Source organism: Kitasatospora sp. NPDC094015 (genome assembly GCF_040304075.1).
Taxonomy (GTDB): Bacteria; Actinomycetota; Actinomycetes; order Streptomycetales; family Streptomycetaceae; genus Kitasatospora.
Map to the genome: position 1 here is coordinate 80,640 of NZ_JBEOUL010000028.1, position 24,233 is coordinate 104,872.

Consider the following 24,233-nt stretch of genomic DNA (forward strand, 5'->3'; position numbering starts at 1 on the left):
TCCCCGATGACCGACACCCTCGCCCCCGCCCGCCCGGCCCGCCGGACCTTCGGCTCGATCGCCGCCGCGGCCGCGCTCACCGCCGGCCTGCTCGGCTTCTCCGCCGCCCAGGCCCCGCAGGCGCACGCCGCCGCCTGCACCGGCACCACCGGCGTCACCGTGGTGGTCGACTTCACCGCCGTCGGCGGCGGCATCCAGACCGGCTGCGCCCCGGGCGACCCGGCCACCGGCCTGGCCGCGCTCACCGGCGCCGGCTTCTCCTGGGCCTTCCACCCGCGCTTCCCCGGTTTCGTCTGCAAGATCAACTCGCTGCCGACCACCTGCACCAACCCGACCGGCAGCGCCTACTGGTCGTACTGGCACGCCCAGCACGGCGGCGCCTGGTCCTACAGCAGCCTCGGCGCCGGCAGCTACAACCCGGCCCCCGGCGACGTCGAGGGCTGGGCCTTCGGCGCCGGCACCCAGCCGGGCATCACGGCCCCCTGACACCGGGCGGACGGCCGGGGGTGAACGGGCCTCCGGCCGTGCGGCGTCGCTGTCGCGTGTGGCCCCGACGAGTGGTCCGCCGGGGGCGCGGTTGCGTGCCCCGATGAGCGGTCCTCCGGGGGTGCCCCGACGAGCGGCACTTCAGGGGCGCGGGGAACTGCGCGGTCCGGGAGGTACGGCGGGGTGTTTCCCGGTTCGCGCAGTTCCCCGCGCCCCTGGTGGGGTGGAGTTGACCGTCAGCGTTCGGCTGCGGGCCGGTGTCTCCCGGTTCGCGCAGTTCCCCGCGCCCCTGGGGGTGGGGTGGGGGTGGTCGTCGGGGTTCGGGTGCGGCGGGGTGGGCTTCCGGTTCGTGCAGTTCCTCGCGCCCCTGGGGGTGTGCCGCCTGTGGAAGGGGGCGTCAGGTTGTCACGTAGCAGCCTGCGATCCATCGGAACCTGTTCATCGGAATATTGTCCCCCTCGGTGCGATGCAGGGGCGGAACAGCGCCGCCCCTTGTGGGCATGATCCGCCGTCGGCCCGGCGCTCGGTAGGGTCGGGTGGGCCCGATCCCTGGGCGGTCCGAGTCGAAGGTGGAGCGTTTCGTGGAACTGATGCGGCGGGCCGCGTGCTGATCGAGCGGGCGTGCCGCCCCGAGGACGGGGCCTGCCGGCACCTGCTGGTGTGGCGGGCCGGTCCGGGCTGGCGGATGGTCAGCAGTGCGGTGCTCGGCGGTGGGCTGGGCGACCGGGAGTGGGTGGTCAACGCGCAGGTCAGGGCCGGGTACGGCCGGATGGATCCGGATCGCCACCTGGCCGAGCTGGCCGCCGCGCAGGGGCTGGCCGGGCCGGGGGCGGGCCTGATGACCGCCGCCGAGGTGGACCGGATGACCTGGGCGTGCGACGGCGGCGCCGCCGCCGTGGTGACCGCCGGCGTCGGGGTGCCCGCCTGGGCCGCCGCGCCGGAACCCGGGAGCGAGCCGACGAAGGCGCCCCCGCAGCGGCCCGCCTTCGTCCCGGGCACCGTGAACATCCTGGTCGCCGTACCCGCCGCGTTGTCCGACGCCGGCCTGGTGAACCTGCTGGCCACCGCCACCGAGGCGAAGGTGCAGGCGCTGCTGGACGCCGGCTACGACTGCTCGGGGACGCCGTCGGACGCGGTCTGCGTCGCCGTCCGGCAGGCCCGCCCGGGCGAGGACGCGGAACCGTTCGGCGGTCCGCGCTCGCCCTGGGGTGCGCGGGTCGCCCGCGCCGTGCACGCCGCGGTGCGCGCCGGAGCGGAGGCGGACCGCGCGCGCCGGGCCCGGGGTCCGGTGCCCGACCATGCGCGGTCCCGGCCGGAGTGCTGCCGCACCGACCTGCTGCCGCTCGGTCAGCTGCCGTAGCGCAGCGAGACGGTGTCGCCGACGTTGACCACGGTGGCCCGGGTCGCGGCGGTGGCGGCGGCGTTGTCCAGGCTCGCCTTCCAGGTGGAACCGCCGCTGTTGGCGGTGCCGTTGAGCGCCGTGACGGTGCCGCCGCCGGTGGACGGGGTGACCGAGGTGACGCAGCCGCTCGGGGTCGCGGTGGCGGCGGCGTCGAGGACGGCGCCCAGCGTGGTGGTGCCACCGGTCGGGGTGAGGGTGACGGCGCAGACCTTCAGCCCGGCGGTGCCGGTGCCGTTGTCGACGACCAGGGCGACCCGGGTCGCGGTGCCCGCCGTGAAGGCGGTGGTGGCGACCCAGGTGGGCGCACCGGCGGTGGTGGGGGCGGGCGGGGCGGCGGTGAAGCCGGCGCCCGTGACGGCGCGCAGCCCGTCGACCGAGGCGTAGGGGGAGGGGGAGGTGTCGGTGGGCAGGTACTTGAAGCCACCGGCGGGCTTGAACTGCTGGGCGATCAGGAAGTCGATCGGCGTCCTGCCGCTGCCGCTGGTGAAGTCGGCGCCCTGCGGGTTGATCCCGCAGGCGTTCAGCCCGGAGACCGCCCAGCCGTTGGAGTCGGTGTTGGCGCCGAACATGGAGTTGAAGGCGCCGGAGGAGATCAGCTTGCCCTTGAGGAAGTTCTTGGCGGCGACGATCGCGGCGTCGGTGCCGGGGACGCCGCTGCTGCACAGCGAGGCCATCGCGGCGCCGGTCATGTCGATGTCGCTGCCCTGGGCGAGCGCGGTCGGGTTCCCGGCGGCCTTGCCGTAGTTCCAGCCGCCGTCGTTGTGCTGGTTGGCCCGGACGGCCGTCACGGTGGCGTCGATCAGTGCCTGCGGGACGCGCTGGGTGCCGCCCTGGGTACGGGCCCCGCCGAGGGCGAGCAAGCCGAAGACGGTGCCGTTGAAGTTGGCGGACGGGCCGTAGTAGCCGGGCTCGGCGGTCTGCCAGTACGCGGCGAGGTCGGCGATCAGGTTGCGGCCGGGGCCGACCCGGGCCGGGTCGATGCCGGCGGCGTAGGCGTTGAGGGTGGCGCGCTCGTAGTCGGTGACCACGGGGGAGGCGCTCGGCCAGGTGGTGGCGGCGAGCTGGTTGCGGTACACGGTACGGGCGTTCTTGCTGGTGTCGCCGCCGGGGGCGACGTCGACCGCGGCGGTGCCGGCCGCGGCCAGCGCGCTGAACGCCCACTCGTTCGAGAGGCCGCCTCCGGTGACGTAGCTGCCGTCGGCGGCCTGCAGCGACTTCAGGTAGGTCACGCCGGTGCTCTTGGAGGTGGCGATCTGCGCGGGGGAGGCGGTGGCGCCGGCGGGCACGGCGGACAGCAGCAGGGCGCCGGCCGCCAGCGCGACGACGGTGGCGGAGGAGTGGCGGAGGGGCACGGTCGGGCTCCTTGGGTGGTGGGCGCCGACCGGTCCCGCGCGGGCGGTCCGATCGAGGGCCGCGCGCCGCCGGGGGCCGCCGCCCGGGTCGCGTGGGCTGGCTTTCGCTCGTGGTGCGCGCCGGGTGGGCATTCGGGCTCGGAGCGTCGATCCGCCCCACACCGCTGCGCGTCAGCCCTGGATTCGCACCAGGTTCCCCCACTCGGCCACCCGGGACGCTATCGCAGGTCGGGCCCGCTCACGAGGTGTCGAAGGCGACATGACGCCTCGTTGACGCCCCGCTGCGCCGCGTGGTCTGATGAACCGGTTTTCACCCTTGGCAGTCAGGGGAAGCCGGTCCAAGTCCGGCGCTGACCCGCAACCGTGGACCCGCAACTCGTGGCGGGTGAGCCGGAATGCCTGCGCCGAGGAGCAAGTCAGCAACACGTGCGTCGTCGCGGACTACGGCGCGGTCTGACCCGGGCGCCCTCCCCTGATGCCCGGTCGGCTGCGCCGTCGTGCTCCGCCTCGACCGACCAGGGAGTCGCCGGTGAGGGTCAGCAGCAGTCGTACGAGTCCGGGCAGCAGAGGGCGCACGCTGGCGTCCGTGCTGCTCGCCAGTGCCATCGCGGTCAGCGCGGGCGGCACGGTGCTGCTCGGCCACCCCAGCAGGGCCGCCGCCGACCCGATCGAGGAGTGCACCGCCACCACCGGCGCCGTGGTCGCCGTCGACTTCGGCCACTGGGGCGGCAGCGTGGTCCGCGGCTGCGACGCCCACCCCACCACCGGGATGAACCTGCTGCACAACGCCGGGTTCACCACCACCGGCACCGAGCACGACGGCCCCGCCTTCATCTGCCGCCTCGGCAGCAGCACCTTCGGCAACGGAACCCAGTACCCGACCGCCGCCGAGGAGCCCTGCGTCAACACCCCGCAGGCGACGGCGTACTGGTCGTACTGGATCGCCGAGCCAGGCCAGGACACCTGGTCCTACAGCCAGTTCGGCGCCGGCACGCAGAAGCCGAAGCCGGGCGAGGTCGAGGCCTGGGTGTACGGCGGCACCGACGTCGGCGGCAGCAGCGGCGCGCCCGCGTTCACCCCGGACTCGGTCCGGGCGAAGAACCCGGCCAGCCCCTCACCGTCCACCTCCACCTCCGCCTCCGCGTCGACCTCCGCGTCGGCGTCGGCCTCCACGAGCCCGACCGTCGCGCCGCCCGCCACCGGTGACCCCGCCGCCGCGGCGGCCTGGCTGGCCGGCCGGCTGGTCGACGGCGACCACATGGAGAACTGGGCCTTCGAGGGCCCCGACCTGCCCCGGACCTCGCTGACCGCGATCGCGCTCGCCGCGGCCGGCACCCAGGACCCGGCCCTGCGCAAGGTCGTCGCCTTCCTGGAGGCGCACACCGACGCCTTCCTGCTCCCCGACGGACCGGCCGGCAAGCCGGACGCCCGGGCGGCCGCGCTGCTCGGGCTGGTCGCCGAGAGCACCGGCCGCAACCCGCGCGCGTTCGGCGGCCGCGACCTGCTCGCCGCGCTCACCGACCACGTGTGCACCGCTGCCGGGGAGGACGGGAAGTGCACCGCCGCCGGCGACTTCCTCGGCGCCGCCTCGCCCTGGGTCCAGGCCCTTGGCGTGATCGCCCTGCTGCGCGGCGAGGTCACCCCGCCCGCCGCCACCCTCGCCCGCTTCGAGGCGCTGCGGTGCGCCGACGGCGGGATCGCCGGCGCGATGATCGTGCCCGGCGAGAACTGCGAGTCGGACCCGTCCACCACCGCGCTCACCGTCCTGGCCCTGCGCAAGGCCGGCAGCGCCGACCCGACCGCGCAGAACGCGGCCGACCAGCTCGCCGCGAGCCAGCAGGCCGACGGCTCGTACCTGCCGTACATCGGCGCCTCGGGCGGCGACACCGCCGGCACCGCCGGTGCGGCCCAGGGCCTGAAGGCCGCGGGCCGGGCCACCGAGCAGGCGGCGGCCAAGGCCTGGCTGGCGGCCCGGCAGAACAAGGACGGCGGCTTCGGGCCGGACCGGTGGACCACCGACTCGGACCCGGCCGCCACCGAGCAGGCGATCCTCGCCCTCACCGGCACCGATCCGGTCAGCGTCACCCGTGACCTCGGCGGCACCACCCCGCAGCCGAGCCGCACCCCCGACCTGGCCAAGGGCAGCAGCTACCTGACCGCCCCGGCCAACCTGATCGACGGTCACTACTACGAGGCCTTCCCGACCTTCGCCGACTTCGGCCTCACCATCGACGGCGCCTTCGCGCTCGCCGCCGCCGGCACGGACGACGCCGCCCTGCGCAAGATCGTCGACTTCCTCGACCAGCAGGGCAAGGACGCCAACGACCGTACGGTCAACGACTGGACCGGCGTCGGCACCGAGTACGCCGGCGGCGGCTCGATCGGCAAGGAGGCGCTGCTCGCCGAGGTGGTCGGCCGCGACCCGCACGCCTTCGGCGGCCACGACCTGATCGCGGCGCTGGCCCAGGCCGTCTGCGCGCACGCCGACCTCGACAACGGCTGCGCGGAGGCGGGGAACTACCTCTGGGCGACCTCGGTGTTCTCGCAGTCCCTCGGGGTGATGGCGCAGCTGCGCGCGGGCGACGCCGAGCACGCCGCCGCGCCGATCGCCTTCCTGAAGAGCCTTCAGACGGCGAACGGTTCCTGGCCGAGCCTCATCCCGGCCGCCGGCGACTCCGACGTGGACAGCACCGCGATGGCCGTGATGGCCCTCTCGCTCGTCCCCGGCGACGAGGCGGCCGCGGCGGTCGACAAGGGCCTCGCCTGGCTCGCCGCCCAGCAGGTGGCCGACGGCGGCTTCCCCGGTGCGGCCGGCGACTCGGTCAACTCGGCCGCGCTGGCGATCCAGGGCATGTCCCTGCGGTCGAGCACCTACGCCGGGCAGATCGCCAAGGCGGTCGAGTTCCTGGCCGGCCAGCAGAACGCCGATGGCGGCTTCAACGTCGCGTCCAGCGGTCAGCAGGGTTCCGACGTCCGCGCCTCCACCCAGGCGCTCGGCGGGGTCACCGGTGTCTCGTTCGGGACGCTGCGGCGCGACCTCGGCACCGGCACGCCGGACCCGACCGGATCCCCGTCCGCGTCCGCTTCGTCGTCCCCGTCCACCTCCGCCTCGCCGTCGCCGTCCGCGTCGGCCTCCGCCTCTGCCTCGGCCTCCGTGAGCCCGAGCGGCAGCGGTACGGGCTCCGCCTCGCCGGCCCCGGCCTCCTCCTCCGCGACCGCCGGCCAGGGCACCGGCCCCGGGACGGGCGCGGCCCCCGAGCCGTCCGACACCCGCACCCTGAGCGGTACCGGCGACTCGGCCGGCGAGACGGCGGACGGCCTGGCCTGGACCGGTACCGACGCGCTCGGCCTGGTGATCCCCGCGCTGCTGCTGACCGCGGCCGGTGGTGGGGTCCTGATCGCCACCCGCCGCCGGACGGCGTCCGCCGCCGGGCGGCACCGGTGAGCCGCCGCCCGCGCCGACCGGGCCCCGCGGGCCGCCTGGCCCGCGGGCTCGCCGCCGCCGGGGTGACCCTGGTGTCGGCCCTCGGCGGCATCGGTACGGCGGCGGCTGCCCCGCTGCCGATCGAGCAGTGCACCACCACCTCCGGCGTCGTGCTGGCCGTCGACCTCGGCCACTGGGGCGGCCCGCTGCTGCGCTCCTGCGGCACCACGCCCACCACCGGGTACGCCCTGCTCAACCAGGGCGGTTGGAAGACCACCGGCACCGGGCACGACGGTCCGGCGTTCATCTGCCGGATCGGCTACAGCGGGTACCAGGGCGGCAAGCAGTACCCGACGCCCGATCAGGAGAAGTGCGTGCTGACCCCGCCGGCCACGTCGTACTGGTCGTACTGGCACGCCGATCCGGGCCAGAACACCTGGTCCTACAGCCAGCTCGGCGCGATGAGCTACCAGCCCAAGCCCGGCAGCGTCGACCTGTGGATCTTCGGCGGTACCAACATCGAGGGCACCGAGGGCAAGCCGACCTTCTCGCCCGACACCGTCCGCGCGCACAACACGGCGCCCGGCGGCGGCTCCGGCCAGAGCACCCCGCCCAAGCCGCCCACCACGCCCCCGCCCCCGGGCGGCGGCTCCGGCGGTGCCAACGGAGGCACCACCAACGGCAGCACCAGCGGCGGTACCGCCGCCGGCACGAACGGCGGCGCCAAGCCGCCGGCCGCCGGCACCGCCCCCCAGCCGGGCACCTCCGCGGGCGGTACCACCCCGACCGACCCCACCGCGAACGGGAGCGCCCCCGCGTCACCCGAGGCCACCGGCTCGCCGTCCGCCGCCCCCTCCGCAGACCCTTCCGCCGCGCCGTCCCCGACCGACCCGTCGGCCGCACCGGGCGGCGGGACGAAGGTGGTGGACGCGGCCCCGGCCGCCGACGCGCCGCAGTCGACCGGCTCCGTCGTGCCCGTCGTGGTCGGCGCCGCCATCGTGGTGGCCCTCGGCGCCGCCACCGCGGTCGCCGCCGTGCGTCGCCGCCGACAGGCCGAGTGATCCGGTGACCAGGCTCGACACGTACACCCCGGCCGCCCCCGGGGCGCGCCGGGGCGGCCGGCGGGTGCCGCGCGACCTGCACCCGTTCGCCTGGTGGATCTGGGCGCTGGCCCTGGCCACCGCGGCCAGCCGGACCACCAATCCGCTGCTGCTGTTCCTGGTGCTGGCGGTGCTCGGCCACGTGGTGACCACCCGCCGCACCGAGGCGCCGTGGGCCCGCGGCTTCAAGTACTACCTGTGGCTCGCGCTGACCGTGGTGGCGATCCGGGTGGCCTTCCGGTGCGTTTTCGCGACCGGCATCACCCCGCACGACCACCTGATCTTCTCGCTGCCGCACATCCCGACCCCGGCCTGGTACGCGGGGATCCGGATCGGCGGGCCGGTCTCGCTGGAGGCCACCCTGTCGGCGGCCACCGACGGCCTGCGGCTGGCCTGCCTGCTGTGCTGCATCGGCGCGGCCAACACCCTCGCCAACCCCAAGCGCGCCCTGCGGGTGCTGCCCGGCGCGCTGTACGAACTCGGCGTCGCCGTCACGGTCTCCGTCAGCGTCGCGCCGCAACTGGTGCAGAGCGTCCAGCGGGTGGTGCGGGCCCGGCGGCTGCGGGCGGGCCGGAGCAAGGGCATCCGGGCGCTGCGCAGCATCGTCGTCCCGGTCCTGGAGGACGCGCTGGAGCGCTCGCTGCACCTGGCCGCCGCGATGGATTCGCGCGGCTACGGCCGTTCCGGCGCCGCCACCCGCGGCTCCCGCCGGGCCACCGGCGCGCTGATGCTGCTCGGCATGGGCGGCCTGTGCGCCGGCGTGTACGGGCTGCTCGACGGCACCGCGCCGGCCGCGCTCGGCCTGCCCGCGCTGGTGGCCGGCTCGGCGCTGTGCGCCGGTGGGCTGGCGCTCGGCGGGCGCCGGGTGCGGCGCACCACCTATCGGCCGGACCCGTGGCGGGCCGCCGAGTGGGGGGTGGCGGGCTGCGGGGTGGCCGTGGCGGTACTGCTCTCGGTCAGCGTGGGGTACTCCGCGACCGACCTCAACCCGTCCCTCTACCCGCTGAGTTGGCCGGCCCTGCCGGTCGTGCCGGTGCTGGCCGTGCTGCTGGCCGGCGCCGCCGGGGTGATCTCCCCACCGCCCGGCCGCGCCCCGGCGCCCGCCGGGGCCGCCCGCACAGCCACCGGCGCAAGCAAGAGCACCGGCACCGGCAAGAGAACCAGCACCAGCCCCCGCACCGAGGTGACCGAGTGATCCGCTTCGACCAGGTCAGCGTGGTGTACGACGGCGACGACGCCCCCGTGCTGCGCGACGTCGACCTCCACATCCCCGAGGGTGAACTCTGCCTGGTGGTCGGTCGGACCGGCGCCGGCAAGTCCACCCTGCTGGGCGCGGTCAACGGCCTGGTGCCGCACTTCACCGGTGGCACCCTGCACGGCCGGGTGACGGTCGACGGGCGCGACACCGCCGACCACCCGCCGCGCGAACTGGCCGACGTGGTGGGCGTGGTGGGCCAGGATCCGCTGGCCGGCTTCGTCACCGACACGGTGGAGGAGGAACTCGCCTACGCGATGGAGCAGTTGGCCGTCCCGCCGGAGGTGATGCGCAAGCGGGTGGAGGAGACCCTCGACCTGCTCGGCCTCGCCGACCTGCGCCACCGCGCCCTGCACGAGCTCTCCGGCGGCCAGCAGCAGCGGGTGGCGATCGGCTCGGTGCTCACCGCGCACCCCAGGATCCTGGTCCTGGACGAGCCCACCTCCGCGCTCGACCCGACCGCGGCCGAGGAGGTGCTGGCGGCCGTCACCCGCCTGGTGCACGACCTCGGCGTCACCGTGCTGCTCGCCGAGCACCGGCTGGAGCGGGTCGTCCAGTACGCCGACCGGGTCGCCCACCTGCCCGGCGACGGCACGGTCCGGTACGGGCCGCCCGCCGAGATCTTCGCCGACACCGCGATCGCCCCGCCCGTGGTCGACCTCGGCCGGCTGGCCGGATGGCGCCCGCTCCCGCTCTCGGTCCGCGACGCCCGCCGGGCCGCCGCCCCGCTGCGCGAGCGGCTGGCCGGGCACCCCGTCCCGCCGCCGCGCCGCGAGCAGCCGGACGGCGCGCCGGTGCTGTCCGCGCAGCGGGTCGTGGTCCGCCACGGCCAGGTGGTCGCCGTCCGGGAGGTGGACCTCGAGCTGCGGGCCGGCCAGGTCACCGCGCTGATGGGGCGCAACGGCTCCGGCAAGTCCTCGCTGCTCTGGGCGCTGCAGGGTTCGGGCCCGCGGCAGGGCGGCACCGTCAAGGTCGCGTGGGCGGACGGCCGGGCGGCGACCGACCCGAAGCGGGTGCCCGCGGCCGAGGCCCGCCGGCTGGTCGGCCTGGTCCCGCAGACCCCGACCGACCTGCTGTACCTGGAGTCGGTCGCCGAGGAGCTGGCCCAGGCCGACCTGGACGCGGGCCCGCAGGAGAAGGCGGGCGCCCGTCGCACGGCCCGGGAGGTGCTGGACCGGCTCGCCCCCGGCATCGCCGGCGACAGCCACCCCCGGGACCTCTCCGAGGGGCAGAAGCTCGCCCTGGTGCTGGCGATCCAGCTGGCCGCCGCCCCGCAGGTGGTGCTGCTGGACGAGCCCACCCGCGGACTGGACTACCCCGGGAAGGAGGCCCTGATCGCGATCGTCGACCAGCTGGCCGCCGAGGGCCGCACGGTGGTCGTCTGCACCCACGACGTGGAGTTCGCCGCCGCGGCGGCCGACCGGGTGGTGGTGATGGCCGAGGGGGAGGTGGTCGCCGACGGGCCGACCGCCGAGGTGATCGTCGCCTCGCCGACCTTCGCCCCGCAGACCGCCAAGATCCTCGCCCCGCTGCCGTACCTGACGGTCGGCCAGGTGGGACGGGCGCTCGCGACCGTGGAGGCGGCCCGGTGAGCGCCGCCCGGGTCGCCGTCCGGATCCCGCTGCGGGCCCGGCTGATGGTGGCGCTCGCCGCCTTCATCGGCCTGACCGCGTTCACCTGGCCGTTCGTGGTGGCGCCGGGGAGGTTCGGCTCCAACTACGCCCCGCCGCTGATCTTCGGGGCGCTGCTGGTGCTGGTGCTTGCCGTGGTGATCGCCGAGATCTCGGCCGGCGGCATCGACGCCAAGGCGCTGGCCATGCTCGGGGTGCTCTCCGCCGTCAACGCGGGCCTGCGCCCGCTCGGCGCCGGCACGGCTGGGGTGGAGACCGTTTTCTTCATCCTGGTGCTGGCCGGGCGGGTGTTCGGTCCCGGCTTCGGGTTCACCCTGGGCTGCACCTCGCTGTTCGCCTCCGCGATCATCACCGGCGGGGTCGGCCCCTGGATGCCGTACCAGATGTTCGGCTGCGCCTTCGTGGGCCTCCTCGCCGGACTGCTGCCGCGGCTGCGCGGGCGGGCCGAGGTGGTGATGCTCGCCGGGTACGGCGCGGTGTCCGGGTACCTCTTCGGTTTCCTGCTCAACCTCTCGTTCTGGCCGTTCTCGATCGACCCGAACAGCTCGATCGCCTACCTGCCCGGCCTGCCCTTCACCGAGCAGTGGCACCGCTACCTGCTGTTCGACCTGACCACCTCGCTCGGCTGGGACACCGGACGTGCCGTCACCACCGGCCTGTGCGTGCTGCTGGTCGGCCCGGCGGTGCTCACCGTCTTCCGCCGGGCCGCCCGCCGGGCCAACTTCGAGGCGCCGGTGCGCTTCGCCGGGCCCGCCGGGGAGCCCCCGCGCGCCGCGGGGACCACGGGCGCCACGACGCCCGCCCAGGGCGTTCCCGTGCCGAGGACGGCCGCCGCCGAATAGGGCCGTCCGGGCCGTCCGGGGGCATTCCAGCCGGCGCCCGGACGGCCCCGGGCATGCGCATTCCCGAACCGTTCCGAATTCCCCGCCCTCGCCTACGGCGGGGAATTCGGTGCGCCCGCGCGCCATGTGCGTCCGGTACACCCGGGTGGTCGCCGGGCCCGGCATCCGGGCGTCGGCCCGGATCGGTTCGGATCGCCCCGGCGACGGCATTGTTTCGTCGGGTACACGCCACCTCGCCAGGTCGGCGGTGATCTGTCCGCGGTGCGCCGCCGCGAGGCCCGGCCCGCTCCGTCCCGACCAGGCCGGGAGCCGGTGCCACCGAGCCGGTGTCCGGCCCCGGGTGCCCGGCTCGTCCGAACGCGGAACGGCCCGTCCCGCCGACGGAATTCCGCCCTTCCGATTCATCGATCCGGTACGCAGGAACGCCGCCGGGCGGATGCCGGAGCAGGTCCGTCGGCCGCGCCATTTCCGGCGCCCCCTCGCACCCGCCCGCGCTCCCCGGGCCGTCCGGGGGCGGCGGCCCCCACCGCGGCCCGGTGCTCCGATTCGGTTCCGTGCACGGCGATCTGATGAATCATCATGCGAATTCCGGAGCATTGACACGGCCCGGTGCCGTTGCGAGAGTTGGCCCCGTCCGGAGCGTGCCGGTGCGACACAGCCGGCCTGCCGTCCGGCCACGCACCCGAGCCATGGTGGAGAGCCGAGACCGGATGAGTCCTGACAGCGAGCCGACGAGCCGGTCCCGTCCCGGGGCCGGGCGCACCCGTGGCCCCGGCCACCGGCGCGCCGCGCTCCGGTTCGCCGGGCCGGCGGATCCGTACGGCGGGTGACCGCCGCGCCGCCCGGACCGGGCGGCCGCCGCGGAGTCTTGCGGCCGGGGCACCACGCGTGCCGACCGGCCTTCGACCGCTTCCCTGTGAGGATCACGATGAGCATACCCATGACGCGCGAACCCACCGACCCCACGGAATCGCAGGCCGGCCCGCTGCGCCGGATGTGCTGGATCTTCCCCGACCGGGAGTCGAGCCGGGCGACCGCGATGTGGCAGGACTTCTTCTGGAACCTCTACGCGGAGGTCGCCGAGAGCCTGGGGATGACCTGGACCAGGCACGCGCCCGACGCGGTGACGGTGGACGCCACCGTGCCCGGCCGCCCCCGGGTGTACGTGGACGACGAGCCGGTCACCCCGCAGGACACGCTGTTCGTGACCGCGCTCTACTCGCTGCCGTACCAGTCGATGGACATCTTCAACCAGTTCGCGCTGTACGCGGTGCTCGAACAGAGCGGCTTCTACCTGCCGTTCCCGCCGCAGGTCTCGCTCATCGGCAACGACAAGATGGCCACCCTGCTCCACCTGCACGACTCCCCGGTCCCGGTGATCCCCTCGATCCGGATCGGCACCGGACGCGACATCGGCAAGCACCTGTACGAGGTGGCCCTCGGCAACCTCACCTACCCGGCGGTGGTCAAGCCGGCCGGCTGGTGCGGCGGCGGCGGGATCAACCTGGCCCGCAACGCCGAGGAGATCCGCGGCCTGGCCAGCCTGGCGCAGGGCGGCGACACCACCCTGGTCGTCCAGCCGTACCTGGGGGACGGCACCATCGACTACCGGGTCTACGTGGTCGACGGCAAGCCGTACGCCCTGATGAAGCGCACCCCGCTGCCGGGCTCCCCGGTGGCCAACGCCAGCCGCGGCGGCCTGATGGAGTTCCCGCCGGTGCCGGCCGAACTCGCCGCCGCCACCGCGTACTTCGCCGAGCGGTTCCCGATCCCGTTCTTCTGCGTGGACTTCCTCTTCGACGGCGAGCGGTTCTGGTTCTCCGAACTCGAACCGGACGGGGTGATCGCCCCGGACTACGACGACCCGCAGCGCCTGCTCCAGCGCGACATCACCCGGGCCCGCTTCGTCGCCTACCGCGACGCCCACGCCAAGTGGCTGGCCGACGGCCGGGCCGGCCTGCCGGTCACCGGCGGGACGACGGGGGTCGCGAGATGACCCGATTCTCCCTCCCCCCGGAGGCCGCCGAGCCCCAACTGTCCGCCGCCCGGCGGTCGCTGGAGCTGCTGCGGACCGTACCGGAGCTCGCCCCGCGCTACGCCGGCCACAGCGCGCCGAGCACCCTGGCGGAGCTGGCCGCGCTGCCGCCGCTGAGGAAGGACGACCTCAACGTGGCCCTGGCCCACCTGGAGCCCAGGGCGGAGCACGGCGCCACCTGGCTGTTCCAGAGCGGCGGCAGCACCGGCGCCCCCAAGCTGGGCTACGCGCCGACCGGCTTCTACATGGACGGCGTGCACGCGCACTGGCAGCCGTTGGACCGCGACGACGTCTTCGTCAACGCCTGGGGCGCCGGCCGGATGTGGGGCGCGCACTTCCTGGTCGCCGCGCTGGCCGACCTCGCGGGCTGCCGGGTCCTCGCGCTCGGCTCGGTCGCCCGGGACGAGTGCGCCGACTGGCTGGCGTTCTTCGCCGACCGCGAGGTGACGGCGATCGGCGGCACCCCGAGCGTGCTGCGGATGTGGTTCGCCGAGGCGCGGGCCGCCGGCCGGACGCTGCCGGCGCTGCGCAAGGTGCTCTGGCTGGGCGAGGCCTGGCAGCCGCAGCTGGCCGAGGACATGGCCGTGGTCGCCCCGCGGGCCCGCCGCTGGGGGATGTTCGGCAGCACCGAGACCTGGGTGGTCGGCACCAACACCCCCGACTGCGCGGCCGACACCTTCCACCCGCTGCCGCAGCAGCTGGTGCACGTCGGCGAGGACGAACTGCTGGACTTCACCGCCCTCGACCCGCGGATGCTCAACCCCGTGCTGCGCTACCGCACCGGCGACGCCGGCCGGCTGGTGGCCTGCCCGTGCGGCCGGCCGGGCCGGGCGATGCAGGTGCTGGGCCGGCGCGACAGCGTGGTGCAGGTGCGGGGCCTCGGGCTGCACGTGGCCGAGGTGCTCGCGGCCGCGGAGCGGACGGCGGGCGTGTCCCGGGCCCAGGTGCTGATCACCGAGAACGGCGGCCGGGCCACCGGGGTCGACGTCCTGCTGCTGACCGACCGCGCCGCCGCCGTGGACACCGAACGGCTGCGCAAGGAGCTGCTGTCCGCGACCTTCACCCTCAGCACCGCCTTCCAGCACGACCCGCAGGCCGTCCGGGTGCGCGCGGTGGACGCGCTGGTCAGCAACGGCCGCACCGGCAAGACCGCCGACTTCGTGGTCCGGGAGGAGGTGTGAGGCCGCGCCGCCCGGCCGCGCTGGGGCGCGGCTTCGACCTGTTCTGGGCGGGCCAGACGGTGAGCACGGTCGGCGACCGGGTGACCGTCTTCGTGGTGCCGACCCTGATGATCTTCGTGCTGCACGCGAGCGCCCTCCAGGTGGGCGTCGTGGCGATGGCCCAGTACCTGGGCATCCCGCTGCTCGGCCCGGTGGCCGGCGTGCTGGTCGACCGGTGGGACAAGCGCCGCACGATGCTGACCTGCGACCTGGTCCGGCTGGTGGCGGTCGCGGTGATCCCGCTCGCGTACTGGCAGGGCTGGCTCTCCACGCCGCTGCTGGTCGGGTGCGTGGCGGTGATCAGCGGCGCGACCATCTTCTTCAACGTCGGCTACCTGGTCGCCGTCCCGGCCGTGGTGGAGGAGCAGCACCTGGTCCGCGCCTACGCCCGGCTGGAGGGCAGCGGCTCGGTCTCCGAGGTGGCCGGGCCGTCGATCGCGGCCGGCCTGTACAGCGCGCTCGGCGTGGCGGCCCTGCTGGTGGACGCGGCCAGCTACCTGGTCTCGGCGGCCTGCTTCCGTTCCATGCGGCCCTGGGGCGAGCGGACGGTGGTGGCCGGTACGGTCCGGGAGCGGCTGACGGCCGGGTTCCGGCTGAACTGGGCCGACCCGGTGCTGCGGCGGGTGGTCGTCGCCGCGGTGACGCTGAACTCCGGGGGCCCGGTCTTCGTCACGGTGTTGCCGGTGCTCGCCTACCGGGGGCTCGGCCTGTCGGTCGGCTCGTTCGGCGCAGCCATGTCGGTTGCGGCGGTGGGTGCCCTGGCCGGCGCCGTCGTGGCCCCCCGGATCAGCGAACGGCTGGGCACCGGGCGGACGTTCGCCTGGGCGCTGCTGCTGCACTGCCTGGTGGGCCTCGGCGTGCTGGCCGCGCCCGCGCTGCCGGCCGCGCCGGTGATCGCCGTGACGATGGGCTGCTACGGCTTCTTCATGTCCTGCATCAACGTGTGCAGCGCGCCCACCCGGCAGTCCCGGATGCCCGCCCAGCACCAGGGCGTGATGCACGCCGCGTTCCGGACGGTCACCTGGGGGGTGATCCCGCTCGCCGCCCTGGCCGGCGGACTGGGCGTCACGCTGCTCACCGGCCCGCTGGGCATCCTGGACGCGGCCCGGACGGTGATGGCGGCCGGCACCCTGCTGGCGGCCTGCTCCTTCCTGGCCGCGGTACGGATCCAGCCGCTGCTGGACCTGGCGAAGGCCGACCCGGCCCCGGAGCCCGAGCCGGCTGCGGGCGACGGCCCCGCCGAGGGCACCGAACCGGCGCTCGCGGACCGTACGTCATGACGCCGGAGCACGGGATCGTGCTGATCACCGGCTGCTCCTCCGGCATCGGCCTGGCCACCGCCGTCGCCGCCGCCCGGGCCGGGTTCACCACGGTCGCGACCGTACGGGAACCGGGCCGGGCCGGCGCGCTGCGCGCGGCGGCGGAGCACGCCGGGGTGCCGCTCGACCTGCGCCGCCTCGACGTGACCGACCCCGGCTCCGTCGCGGCCTGCCTCGACGGGGTGCGGCACGACTACGGGCGGCTGGACGCGGTGGTCAACAACGCCGGCGTCTCCAACTCCGACCCGACCCTGGAGATGTCCACGGCGGCCGCGCTGCGGGCCAACCTCGAGGTGAACTTCTTCGGCGTGGTCGAGGTCAGCCGGGCCGCCATGCCGCTGCTGCGGGCCGGCGGGGGACGCCTGATCACCATCGGCAGCGTGCACGGGGTGGTCGGCCAGCCCTTCAACGAGGCGTACTGCGCGGCCAAGTTCGCGGTGGAGGGCTTCATGGAGAGCCTGGCACCGGTGGCCGGCGCGCACGGCGTCACGGTGTCGCTGGTGGTGCCCGGCTTCGTCTCCGACACCTCGTTCGGGGTCTTCCCGGACATCAACCGCGCGAGCGTCCAGGCCGCCTGCGGCCCGTACGGGACCACCTTCGCCGACTACCTGGAGTGGGTCGGCGGCGCGGGCTGGGAGAGCGCCGGGCAGCTCGCGCACGAGGTGGCCGAGGTGGTGGTGGGGACGCTGCGCGCCGAGCGCCCGGCCTTCCGGGTGCCCACCAACCGCTGGGCCGCCGAGTACCTGGACCGCAAGCTGGCCGACCGGGACGGTTCGACCGTGCAGCGGCTCGCCCGTACCTGGATCGGACGGCCCGAAGCCGCCGAGGAGTAGGAGACAGCAGTGCCCGCGAAATCGCTTCAGGAACTGGTCGACCACGCCCGGATCCACTCGCCGTTCTACGCCGACGCCTACCGCGACGTGCCGCGGACGGTCTCGCACGTCACCGAGCTCCCGATCATCGACCAGGCGGCCTTCTGGGCCGCGAACGTCTGGCCGGACAACCGGCTGCTGACCGGCCCGCTGACCGACGCCGGCGTCTACAAGACCGGGGGCACCACCGGCGCCCCGAAGCTCTCGCCGTGGTCGCGCACCGAGCACGCCGACTCGGTGACCGCCTTCGGCGAAGGCATGGTGCGCGCCGGGCTCAAACCCGGGCACCGGGTGGCCAACCTGTTCTGCGCCGGTGAGCTGTACGGCGGGTTCCTCTACATCGAGAACGCGCTGCACCACGCCCCCGTGGACAACGTCCGGCTGCCGGTCGGCGGCGCGGCCTCCGAGGACTACATCGCCGACCTGATCGCCACCTTCGGCGTTCAGGTGCTGGCGGGCGAGCCGATGAAGCTCAGCGCGGTCGCCGAGCGGCTGGTCCAGCGCGGGGAGGCGGCCGACTCGGTGGAACTGCTGCTGTTCGGCGGCGACCTGCTCTTCGCCGACCTGCGGCCGATCCTGTCGCGCGCCTTCCCGAAGGCCGCCGTCTCCTCGGTCGGCTACGCCTCGGTGGACGCCGGGCTGGTCGGCCGGCCGGTGCCGGGCGACGACGTCCGGGTGCACGAGGAGTTCCCGAACCGCACCCTGGTGGAGCTGGTCGACGACGTCACCGGCGAGCCGATCACCTCCCCGGGCGTGCCCGGGCGGGTGCTGGTGACCAACCTGTTCCGTACCCTGATGCCGATCATCCGCTACCCGGCGGGTGACCGCGCGGAGTGGGTGGACGCCGGGTGCCGGCAGTTCCGGATCCTCGGCCGCTCGGTCGAGGGGGCCCGGGTCGGCACGGTGGCGATGCCCACCGAGGACATCCGCGCCGTGCTGATCGCCGCCGACCCCGGGCGGCACATCGCCGGCATGCAGATGGTGCAGCGCCGCTGGGACGGCCGGGACGGTCTGATCCTGCGTCTGGGGTACACCGAGCAGCCCCCCGAGGGGCTCGGCGAGCAGCTGGTCGAGGCCGTGTACCGGGCCCGTCCGCTCTACCCGGCGGAGGTGGCGGCCGGCGCGATCCACGACCTGGTGGTCGAGTGGGTGCCGCGCTCCGAGCTGGCCACCAACCCGCGCACCGGCAAGCTCCAGCAGGTGCTGGACGAGCGGCCGCCCGCCTGACCCGGCACCGGCCGCGAACCGGCCGCCGCCCGGCCCCCGGAGGCCGCGCGGCGGCCGTCGGTGTGTGTACGGCGAGTGACCGCCGGGTGCCGGGCCGGCCGGGGCAGGCCGGCCCCCGGGCCCACGTCCGAGCGGCCCGGGGGCCGGGTGGCGCCGGCCCCGGGTGACCGTGCTGACCAGCGGGGAAGCCTCGGCGGCCGGTCCGTCCGGGGTGCCCGGGCAGGGCGCGGCGCCGGGTGTCGGGGGCACCGGACCGGCCTGCGTCCCTTGTGTAACGGCGCGTGAACTATCCGCCGAGGTTTCGTGGTTGATATGCAATATGACTAATATCCACCCGTCAATGTTCTTACCAGACACGGTCATCCCGTCACGGGGACCGCCGTCTCCAAGGAGAATGCCCTGCGCGCGCGTGCGTCTCGGCGGATCGCCCCAACGAAGCAGGGGGCGGTGGTCGAGTCGTCGGCTCCCACGGCACCCCGAAGGACTCCCCGGCCCCGCCGCCGCTCCCGGATGTCCCTGCGCTCCGCCCTGCTGATCCTGGCCGTCGTGCCGGGTCTCGCCCTCGCCGCGCTCTGGGCGGCGACCACCGGCGAGACCTTCGTCAGCTTCCAGCGGATGGCAGCCCAGGGACAGCTGGCCCAGCAGGCCGGCCAGCCGTCCAACATCGTGTACTACAACCTCCAGGAGGAGCGCCGGCTCAGCGCCGAGGCGATCGCCCGCCCCGGCAGCGTCGCCGACCAACTGCGCGACCAGCGCCGCAAGACCGACGAGGCGATCGCCACCTTCGAGAAGCTGTCCGGGGTCACCGCCTCCGACGCGCCCGCCGAGGTGCGCGACGCGGTCCTCCAGGCCCGGCAGGCGATGGGCCGCCTCGACGCCCAGCGCGCCGCGGTGGACGAGGGCGGCGGCCCGGCCGACCGGCAGGCGACCGTCTACCGCTACTACACCGACCTGATCGCGGTCGACCTGCGGCTGTTCACCGCCCTCAGCCACGTCGACGACGGCAAGGTCACCACCATCTCCCAGCCGCTGATCGGGCTGTTCTGGACCAAGGAGATGATCTCCCGCTCGGACGCCCTGCTGGCCCGCGGCTGGCCCGCCGGGAAGCTCTCCGTCCAGGACTACCAGCAGGTCCAGCAGGCCGTGAACGAGCAGCCGTTCCGCTACGGCACGGAGGTCGCCCCCTACCTGTCGCCCGCCGAGACGGCGATGTGGGAGGAGATCGTCAGGAGCCCGGCCTGGCAGGCCAAGACCGAGGTCGAGCAGGCCCTGCTGCGGCCCACCGCCGCCGACCCGGCCGGGAACGTGGCCCTCGCGCCCAACCAGCAGAAGTGGCGCCAGGCGATGGACCAGCTGACGCCCAAGCTGGTCACCCTGATGGAGTCCAGGACCAGCAGCGTGGTCGACGTCGGCCTCGGCTCGATCAAGCACCTGCTGCTGACCGTGGTGCTCACCAGCGTGATCGGCCTGTTCGCGGTGGTCGCGGTGATCGTCACCACCTGGCGGCTGACCCGCTCGATGCGCCGCCGGATCACCGAACTCCAGGAACGCGCGGAGGAGTTGGAACGCAGCCTGCCCGAGGTGGTGGAACGGCTCGCCCAGGGCGAGCAGATCGACGCCGCCGCCGAGGCCGCCGCCATCGAGGACGGCCCGCAGGCCGCCGCCGGTGACGAGCTCTCCCGGCTCGGCGCGGCCCTCAACCTCGCCCGCGCCAGCGCGATCTCCGCCGCCGTGCGCCAGGCCGACCAGCACCGCGGCTTCGAGAAGCTGCTCCAGCGGATCGCCCGCCGCACCCAGCTGCTGATCGGCCAGCAGCTGCGCAAGCTGGACGAGCTGGAGCGCCGGCACGAGGACCCCGAGGTGCTGGAGGGCCTGTTCGACCTCGACCACCTCACCGCCCGGCTGCGCCGCTACGAGGAGAACCTGGTGATCCTCGCCGGCGGCACCCCGCACCGGCGCTGGCGCAAGCCCGTCCCGCTGCTGGACGTGCTGCGCGCCGCCCAGGGCGAGGTGCAGGACTACGCCCGGGTGGTGCTGGACCTCGACGGCAGCCCCTGGCTGTCGGAGCGCGCGGTCGGCCCGGTCGCGCACATCGTGGCCGAACTGGTCGAGAACGCGCTCAGCTTCTCGCCGCCGCCCACCCCCGTCGAGGTCCGGGCCGGCACCGTCGGCCGGGGCCTGGCGATCGAGGTCGAGGACCGCGGCCTCGGCATGGACGAGGACCAACTGGCCGCCGCCAACGAGCTGATGAGCCGCCCGCCGCGGCTGGACGTGCTCGCGCACACCGAGGACATCCGGCTCGGCTTCCACGTGGTCGCCCGGCTGGCCGCCCAGCACGGCCTGCGGGTCGAGTTCCGGCCCTCGGCCTTCGGCGGCACCCGGGCGATCCTGCTGCTCCCGGACGCCCTGCTGGTCGCGCCGCCCGGGCTGCGCCCGGTGCCGGACGCCACGCCCTCCGACGCACTGCCCACCCGCTCGCGCGGCGAGGCACTGGCCCGGGCGACCACCCCCGAGCTCCCGCCGGGGCGCTCCGGCCAGGAGCCCCGCCGCCCGGTCGCCGAACTGCCGTACGCCGGACAGCCCCCGTACGGCGAGCGGTCCGAGCCGGGCGAGCCGTACGCCGCGCTCGCGCCCTTCCCCACGGCCGCCCCCTTCCCGGTGGCCGAACCGTTCCCGCCGGCCGAGCCCTTCGTGCCCGCAGACCCGTACGCCCCGGCCGAACCGTTCCCGCCGGCCGAGCCCTTCGTGCCCGCAGACCCGTACGCCCCTGGTGACCCGTACGCCCCGGCCGACCCGTACACCGCGGCCGAGCCCGCCCCGGTGGGCAACCCGTACGCCCCCGGTGACCCGTACGCCCCGGCCGAGCCGCAGGGGTGGCAGGAGCCCGAGCCGCAGGGTGAACCGCCGCTGCCGCGCCGGGTCCGCCAGGCCAGCCTGGTGGACGAGCTGCGGCTCACCCCCGAACAGCCGAGGACCCGCCCGAGGCCGCCCCGCTGGGACGAGAACCCGATGCTCCGCCCGGCCCCCCGCCGGGCCGGCGCGGCCATCGGCGCGTTCCAGCGGCGGTCCAGGGCCGCCCGGGAGAATCCGGGCGCCTTCGAGGGCCCGGACGCCCCGGGCCAGGAAATCCCCAACCCTACGACGGAAGACCGGTCATGACGCGCACCACCGCCACCCACCAGGATCTCGACTGGCTGCTCGACGGCCTCGTGGACTCGGTGCCCGGGACCAGAAACGCCGTCCTGCTCTCCGACGACGGCCTGGTGGTCAGCCACTCCCGGTCCATCGACCGCGCGGACGCGGAACGGCTGGCGGCGGTCGCCACCGGCCAGCAGAGCCTGGCCCGCGGCGTCGGCCAGCTCTTCGACGGCGGCCCCGTGCACCAGGTGATCGTGGAGCTGGCCGAGATCTGGCTGTTCGTCATCACGGCGGGCCAGGGCACCCACCTGGCGGTGACCGCCTCCCAGGAGGTGGACGCCGAGCTGATGTCGCTGGCCATGCACAAGCTGGTGCAGCAGGTCGGCCAGAAGCTCAGCACCCCGGTCCGCGGCGAGTTCGACGCCTTCGGCGCCCGCGGCGGTGGTCTGGGGTGACCCCGCCGCCGCACTGGTACGAGGAGCCGGAGGCCGAGGACGACGCGGCGGACTCGATGGTCCGCCCGTACACCGTGACCCGGGGCCGCACGGCCCCGGAGCGGGACGACTTCAGCCTGATCACCGTGCTGACCACGGCCCGGGACCGGAGCGGCGGGACCCAGGCGGCGGCCCGGCCCGGCCCGCGCGGGCTCCAGCCGGAGCACCGGGTGGTGCTGGAGCGCTGCCGGCGCTCCGCCGCGCTGGCCGAGGTCGCGGCGGAGCTGCGGCTGCCGGTCTCGCTGGCCAAGATCCTGGTGGCCGACCTGGTCGACCAGGGCCTGCTGCTGGCGCGGGCACCCCTCGCGGTCGCGGTCGGCGGACGCTCCGACCTCGGGCTGCTCAGCGCCGTGCGCGAGGGCCTCAGACGGCTCTGACCGGCCGCTGCCGGCGCCGCCCCACCCCATGCCCGCCCACCGACCGGCCGCCGTCTCCCGCGCGGCCGGGGGAGACACCCTGTGAGTGAGATGACAGACAGCCAGGCGGCCCAGGCCGCCGTGAAGATCCTGATCGCGGGCGGCTTCGGGGTGGGCAAGACCACCATGGTCGGCGCGGTCAGCGAGGTCGCCCCGCTGCGCACCGAGGAGTACCTGACCCGGGCCAGCGAGGGCGTCGACGACCTGGCGGGGATCGACCGCAAGGACACCACCACGGTCGCGCTGGACTTCGGCCGGATCACGGTCAGCCCCGAGCTGGTGGTCTACCTGTTCGGCACCCCGGGCCAGGAGCGGTTCTGGTTCATGTGGAACGACCTGGTCAACGGCGCGCTCGGCGGGGTGGTGATCGCGGACACCCGGCGGCTGGAGAGCAGCTTCGCCTCGATCGACTTCTTCGAGAGCCGGGGCATCCCGTTCGTGGTCGCGATCAACTGCTTCCACGGCGTCAACACCCGTACGGCGCAGGAGATCAGGGCCGCGCTCGACCTGGACCCGCACATCCCGCTGCTGGTCGGCGACGTCCGCGAGCGGACCTTCGGCCGGGACGCGCTGCTCGCGCTGGTCGACCACCTGATGGCCCTGCCCGAGCCCGCCCCGGTCGGCTGACCCACGCTTCCGTCCCCGCCCGCCCTTCGACCTCCGGAGACACCTGACATGGCAACCCCCCTGCGCGTCCTGATCCACGGCGGCGGCATCGGCGGCCTGACGCTCGCCACCGCGCTCGCCCGGTGCGGCCACCGGGTCCGCGTCGCCGAGCTGCGCGGCGAGCTGGACGCCCTCGGCGTCGGCATCATCCAGCCGTCCAACGCGCTGCACGTGATGCGCGAGATCGGCGTGCTGGACGCCTGCCTGACGGCCGGCTTCGGCTGGGACACCCTGACCATCTGCGACCCGGTCGGCAACACCCTCGCCAAGATCCCGCAGCCCCGGATGGACGAGGCACCGGCCAGCCTCGGCATCCCGCGCCCGGCGCTGGCCGCCGTGCTCGGCGCGGCCGCCACCGCCGCCGGGGCCGAGCTCACCTTCGGCACCACCGTCACCGAACTCGCCGACGACGGCGACGGGGTGGACGTCACCCTCGCCGACGGCAGCACCGGGCGCTGGGACCTGGTGGTCGGCTTCGACGGCATCGGCTCCCCGCTGCGCAAGCGGCTGTACGGCGGGCGGTTCGCCCCCGAGTACACCGGGTTCGCCAACTGGCGGGTGACCGTGCCCCGGCAGCCCGAGGTGCAGGGCGTGCTGATGAGCACCGGTGACCGCACCGCCAAGGCGCTGCTGACCCCGATCACCGAGGAACTGATGTACCTGGGTGCGGTGTTCGCCGAGGCCGAGGACTTCCGGCCGGACCCGGAGCGCGCCCACGAGCAGCTGGCCGAGCGGCTCGCCGCCTTCGGCGGACCGGTCGCCGAGGCGCTCACCGAGGTCACCGACCCGGCCGCGGTGGTGTATTCGCGGATCTCCCAGGTCACCGTCGAGGAGCCCTGGCACGTGGGCCGGGTGGTGCTGGCCGGTGACGCCGCGCACGCCTCCACCCCGCACCTGGCCCAGGGCGCGGCGATGGCCGTCGAGGACGCGCTGGTGCTGGCCCGGTCGTTGGAGGAGGAGGAGAACGTCCCGGCCGCGCTCGCCGCCTGGGAGGCCCGCCGCCGCCCCCGCGCGATGTGGGTGCAGAACCTCTCCCGGGCCGTGCTCAAGCAGGAGACCGGCACCCCCACCACCCCGGAGGAGGACGAGCTGCTGAAGATCGGCATCCCCGGCGCCGCGCACGTCCTGGTCCAGCCCTACTGACGCCGCTCCCGGCCCGTCGCGGCCGGGACGCCCGAAGGCCCCCGTCCGGCCGGACGGGGGCCTTCGGGCGTGCTGCCCGTACGGGACCGGACGCTCAGCCCTTGCGGGCCTTGGTGTCGTCGGTGAGTTGGGGGAGGACGGTGAAGAGGTCTCCGACGACGCCGTAGTCGACGAGTTCGAAGATGGGGGCTTCGGGGTCCTTGTTGACGGC

At 75.1% G+C, this 24,233-nt stretch carries 18 protein-coding genes, 1 pseudogene and 2 riboswitches; of the genes and pseudogenes, 17 read left to right on the forward strand and 2 right to left on the reverse strand.

All coding sequences use genetic code 11. The features are described 5' to 3' along the window. Positions 1–6: 6 nt before the first annotated feature. Both ABT014_RS27210 and ABT014_RS27215 read left to right on the forward strand, forming a co-directional pair. Positions 7–486, forward strand: coding sequence for an SCO2322-related protein (locus ABT014_RS27210; RefSeq protein WP_350641834.1), 480 nt, complete (start codon positions 7–9; stop codon positions 484–486). 604 nt (positions 487–1,090) lie between these two features. After that, complete coding sequence (locus ABT014_RS27215; protein ID WP_350641835.1) at positions 1,091–1,846, forward strand: adenosylcobinamide amidohydrolase; 756 nt, start codon at positions 1,091–1,093, stop codon at positions 1,844–1,846. Here the strand turns inward: ABT014_RS27215 and ABT014_RS27220 are convergent. Continuing rightward, the gene (locus ABT014_RS27220; RefSeq protein ID WP_350641836.1) at positions 1,834–3,240 is read right to left on the reverse strand and encodes a prenyltransferase/squalene oxidase repeat-containing protein; all 1,407 of its coding nucleotides are present in this window, start codon (positions 3,238–3,240) and stop codon (positions 1,834–1,836) included. The genes ABT014_RS27215 and ABT014_RS27220 overlap by 13 nt on opposite strands. Positions 3,241–3,346: 106 nt before the next feature. Beyond that, positions 3,347–3,469: riboswitch (cobalamin riboswitch) on the reverse strand. A gap of 45 nt (positions 3,470–3,514) precedes the next feature. Beyond that, positions 3,515–3,661: riboswitch (cobalamin riboswitch) on the forward strand. Between the two features lie 165 nt (positions 3,662–3,826). Between ABT014_RS27220 and ABT014_RS27225 the strand changes: the two genes are divergently transcribed. The 15 genes from ABT014_RS27225 (at position 3,827) to ABT014_RS27295 (ending at position 24,022) form a co-directional block, all read left to right on the forward strand. Next, a complete protein-coding gene (locus ABT014_RS27225) occupies positions 3,827–6,685 on the forward strand; it encodes a prenyltransferase/squalene oxidase repeat-containing protein (RefSeq protein ID WP_350641837.1) in 2,859 nt (952 codons plus the stop codon). Continuing rightward, a complete protein-coding gene (locus tag ABT014_RS27230; RefSeq protein ID WP_350641838.1) occupies positions 6,682–7,725 on the forward strand; it encodes a hypothetical protein in 1,044 nt (347 codons plus the stop codon). Before ABT014_RS27225 ends, ABT014_RS27230 begins: the two co-directional genes overlap by 4 nt. Positions 7,726–7,729: 4 nt before the next feature. Beyond that, a complete protein-coding gene (locus tag ABT014_RS27235; protein WP_350641839.1) occupies positions 7,730–8,959 on the forward strand; it encodes a CbiQ family ECF transporter T component in 1,230 nt (409 codons plus the stop codon). Beyond that, positions 8,956–10,611 carry an ABC transporter ATP-binding protein gene (locus ABT014_RS27240; protein WP_350641840.1) on the forward strand — a complete coding sequence of 552 codons (1,656 nt, stop codon included), beginning with the start codon at positions 8,956–8,958 and terminating at the stop codon, positions 10,609–10,611. Before ABT014_RS27235 ends, ABT014_RS27240 begins: the two co-directional genes overlap by 4 nt. Positions 10,612–10,655: 44 nt before the next feature. Next, a complete protein-coding gene (locus tag ABT014_RS27245) occupies positions 10,656–11,492 on the forward strand; it encodes an ECF transporter S component (RefSeq protein ID WP_350641854.1) in 837 nt (278 codons plus the stop codon). Positions 11,493–12,432: 940 nt separating this feature from the next. Continuing rightward, positions 12,433–13,488, forward strand: a complete 1,056-nt coding sequence (locus tag ABT014_RS27250; RefSeq protein WP_350641841.1) for an ATP-grasp domain-containing protein — start codon at positions 12,433–12,435, stop codon at positions 13,486–13,488. Continuing rightward, positions 13,485–14,708: an AMP-binding protein gene (locus ABT014_RS27255; protein WP_350641842.1), complete on the forward strand. Its 1,224-nt coding sequence runs from the start codon at positions 13,485–13,487 to the stop codon at positions 14,706–14,708. The genes ABT014_RS27250 and ABT014_RS27255 overlap by 4 nt, the downstream gene beginning before the upstream one ends. After that, entirely contained in the window at positions 14,705–16,027 is a 1,323-nt protein-coding gene (locus tag ABT014_RS27260) for an MFS transporter (protein ID WP_350641843.1), read from the forward strand. Before ABT014_RS27255 ends, ABT014_RS27260 begins: the two co-directional genes overlap by 4 nt. After that, positions 16,024–16,899, forward strand: a complete 876-nt coding sequence (locus ABT014_RS27265) for an SDR family NAD(P)-dependent oxidoreductase (protein ID WP_350641844.1) — start codon at positions 16,024–16,026, stop codon at positions 16,897–16,899. Before ABT014_RS27260 ends, ABT014_RS27265 begins: the two co-directional genes overlap by 4 nt. Positions 16,900–16,908: 9 nt before the next feature. After that, the gene (locus ABT014_RS27270; protein ID WP_350641845.1) at positions 16,909–18,165 is read left to right on the forward strand and encodes a phenylacetate--CoA ligase family protein; all 1,257 of its coding nucleotides are present in this window, start codon (positions 16,909–16,911) and stop codon (positions 18,163–18,165) included. Between the two features lie 510 nt (positions 18,166–18,675). Next, positions 18,676–21,324 (forward strand): sensor histidine kinase, encoded by a 2,649-nt coding sequence (locus tag ABT014_RS27275; RefSeq protein ID WP_350641846.1) that lies wholly within the window; start codon positions 18,676–18,678, stop codon positions 21,322–21,324. Next, complete coding sequence (locus ABT014_RS27280; RefSeq protein ID WP_350641847.1) at positions 21,321–21,758, forward strand: roadblock/LC7 domain-containing protein; 438 nt, start codon at positions 21,321–21,323, stop codon at positions 21,756–21,758. The genes ABT014_RS27275 and ABT014_RS27280 overlap by 4 nt, the downstream gene beginning before the upstream one ends. Next, on the forward strand, positions 21,755–22,174 hold the full coding sequence (locus ABT014_RS27285; protein WP_502895107.1) for a DUF742 domain-containing protein: 420 nt from the start codon (positions 21,755–21,757) through the stop codon (positions 22,172–22,174). Before ABT014_RS27280 ends, ABT014_RS27285 begins: the two co-directional genes overlap by 4 nt. A gap of 90 nt (positions 22,175–22,264) precedes the next feature. After that, entirely contained in the window at positions 22,265–22,840 is a 576-nt protein-coding gene (locus ABT014_RS27290) for a GTP-binding protein (protein ID WP_350641856.1), read from the forward strand. Positions 22,841–22,888: 48 nt separating this feature from the next. Continuing rightward, complete coding sequence (locus ABT014_RS27295) at positions 22,889–24,022, forward strand: FAD-dependent monooxygenase (protein ID WP_350641848.1); 1,134 nt, start codon at positions 22,889–22,891, stop codon at positions 24,020–24,022. Positions 24,023–24,116: 94 nt separating this feature from the next. Here the strand turns inward: ABT014_RS27295 and ABT014_RS27300 are convergent. Beyond that, positions 24,117–24,233 (reverse strand): annotated as a pseudogene (locus ABT014_RS27300) (electron transfer flavoprotein subunit alpha/FixB family protein); the annotation flags it as partial.

Bases quoted from the DNA above. Each gene is read 5' to 3' on its own strand.
- ABT014_RS27280 (WP_350641847.1), top strand. From the start codon at position 21,321: ATGACGCGCACCACCGCCACCCACCAGGATCTCGACTGGCTGCTCGAC.
- ABT014_RS27245 (WP_350641854.1), top strand. From the start codon at position 10,656: ATGGTGGCGCTCGCCGCCTTCATCGGCCTGACCGCGTTCACCTGGCCG.
- ABT014_RS27265 (WP_350641844.1), top strand. From the start codon at position 16,024: ATGACGCCGGAGCACGGGATCGTGCTGATCACCGGCTGCTCCTCCGGC.
- ABT014_RS27290 (WP_350641856.1), top strand. From the start codon at position 22,265: ATGACAGACAGCCAGGCGGCCCAGGCCGCCGTGAAGATCCTGATCGCG.
- ABT014_RS27295 (WP_350641848.1), top strand. From the start codon at position 22,889: ATGGCAACCCCCCTGCGCGTCCTGATCCACGGCGGCGGCATCGGCGGC.
- ABT014_RS27210 (WP_350641834.1), top strand. From the start codon at position 7: ATGACCGACACCCTCGCCCCCGCCCGCCCGGCCCGCCGGACCTTCGGC.
- ABT014_RS27275 (WP_350641846.1), top strand. From the start codon at position 18,676: ATGTCCCTGCGCTCCGCCCTGCTGATCCTGGCCGTCGTGCCGGGTCTC.
- ABT014_RS27250 (WP_350641841.1), top strand. From the start codon at position 12,433: ATGACGCGCGAACCCACCGACCCCACGGAATCGCAGGCCGGCCCGCTG.
- ABT014_RS27255 (WP_350641842.1), top strand. From the start codon at position 13,485: ATGACCCGATTCTCCCTCCCCCCGGAGGCCGCCGAGCCCCAACTGTCC.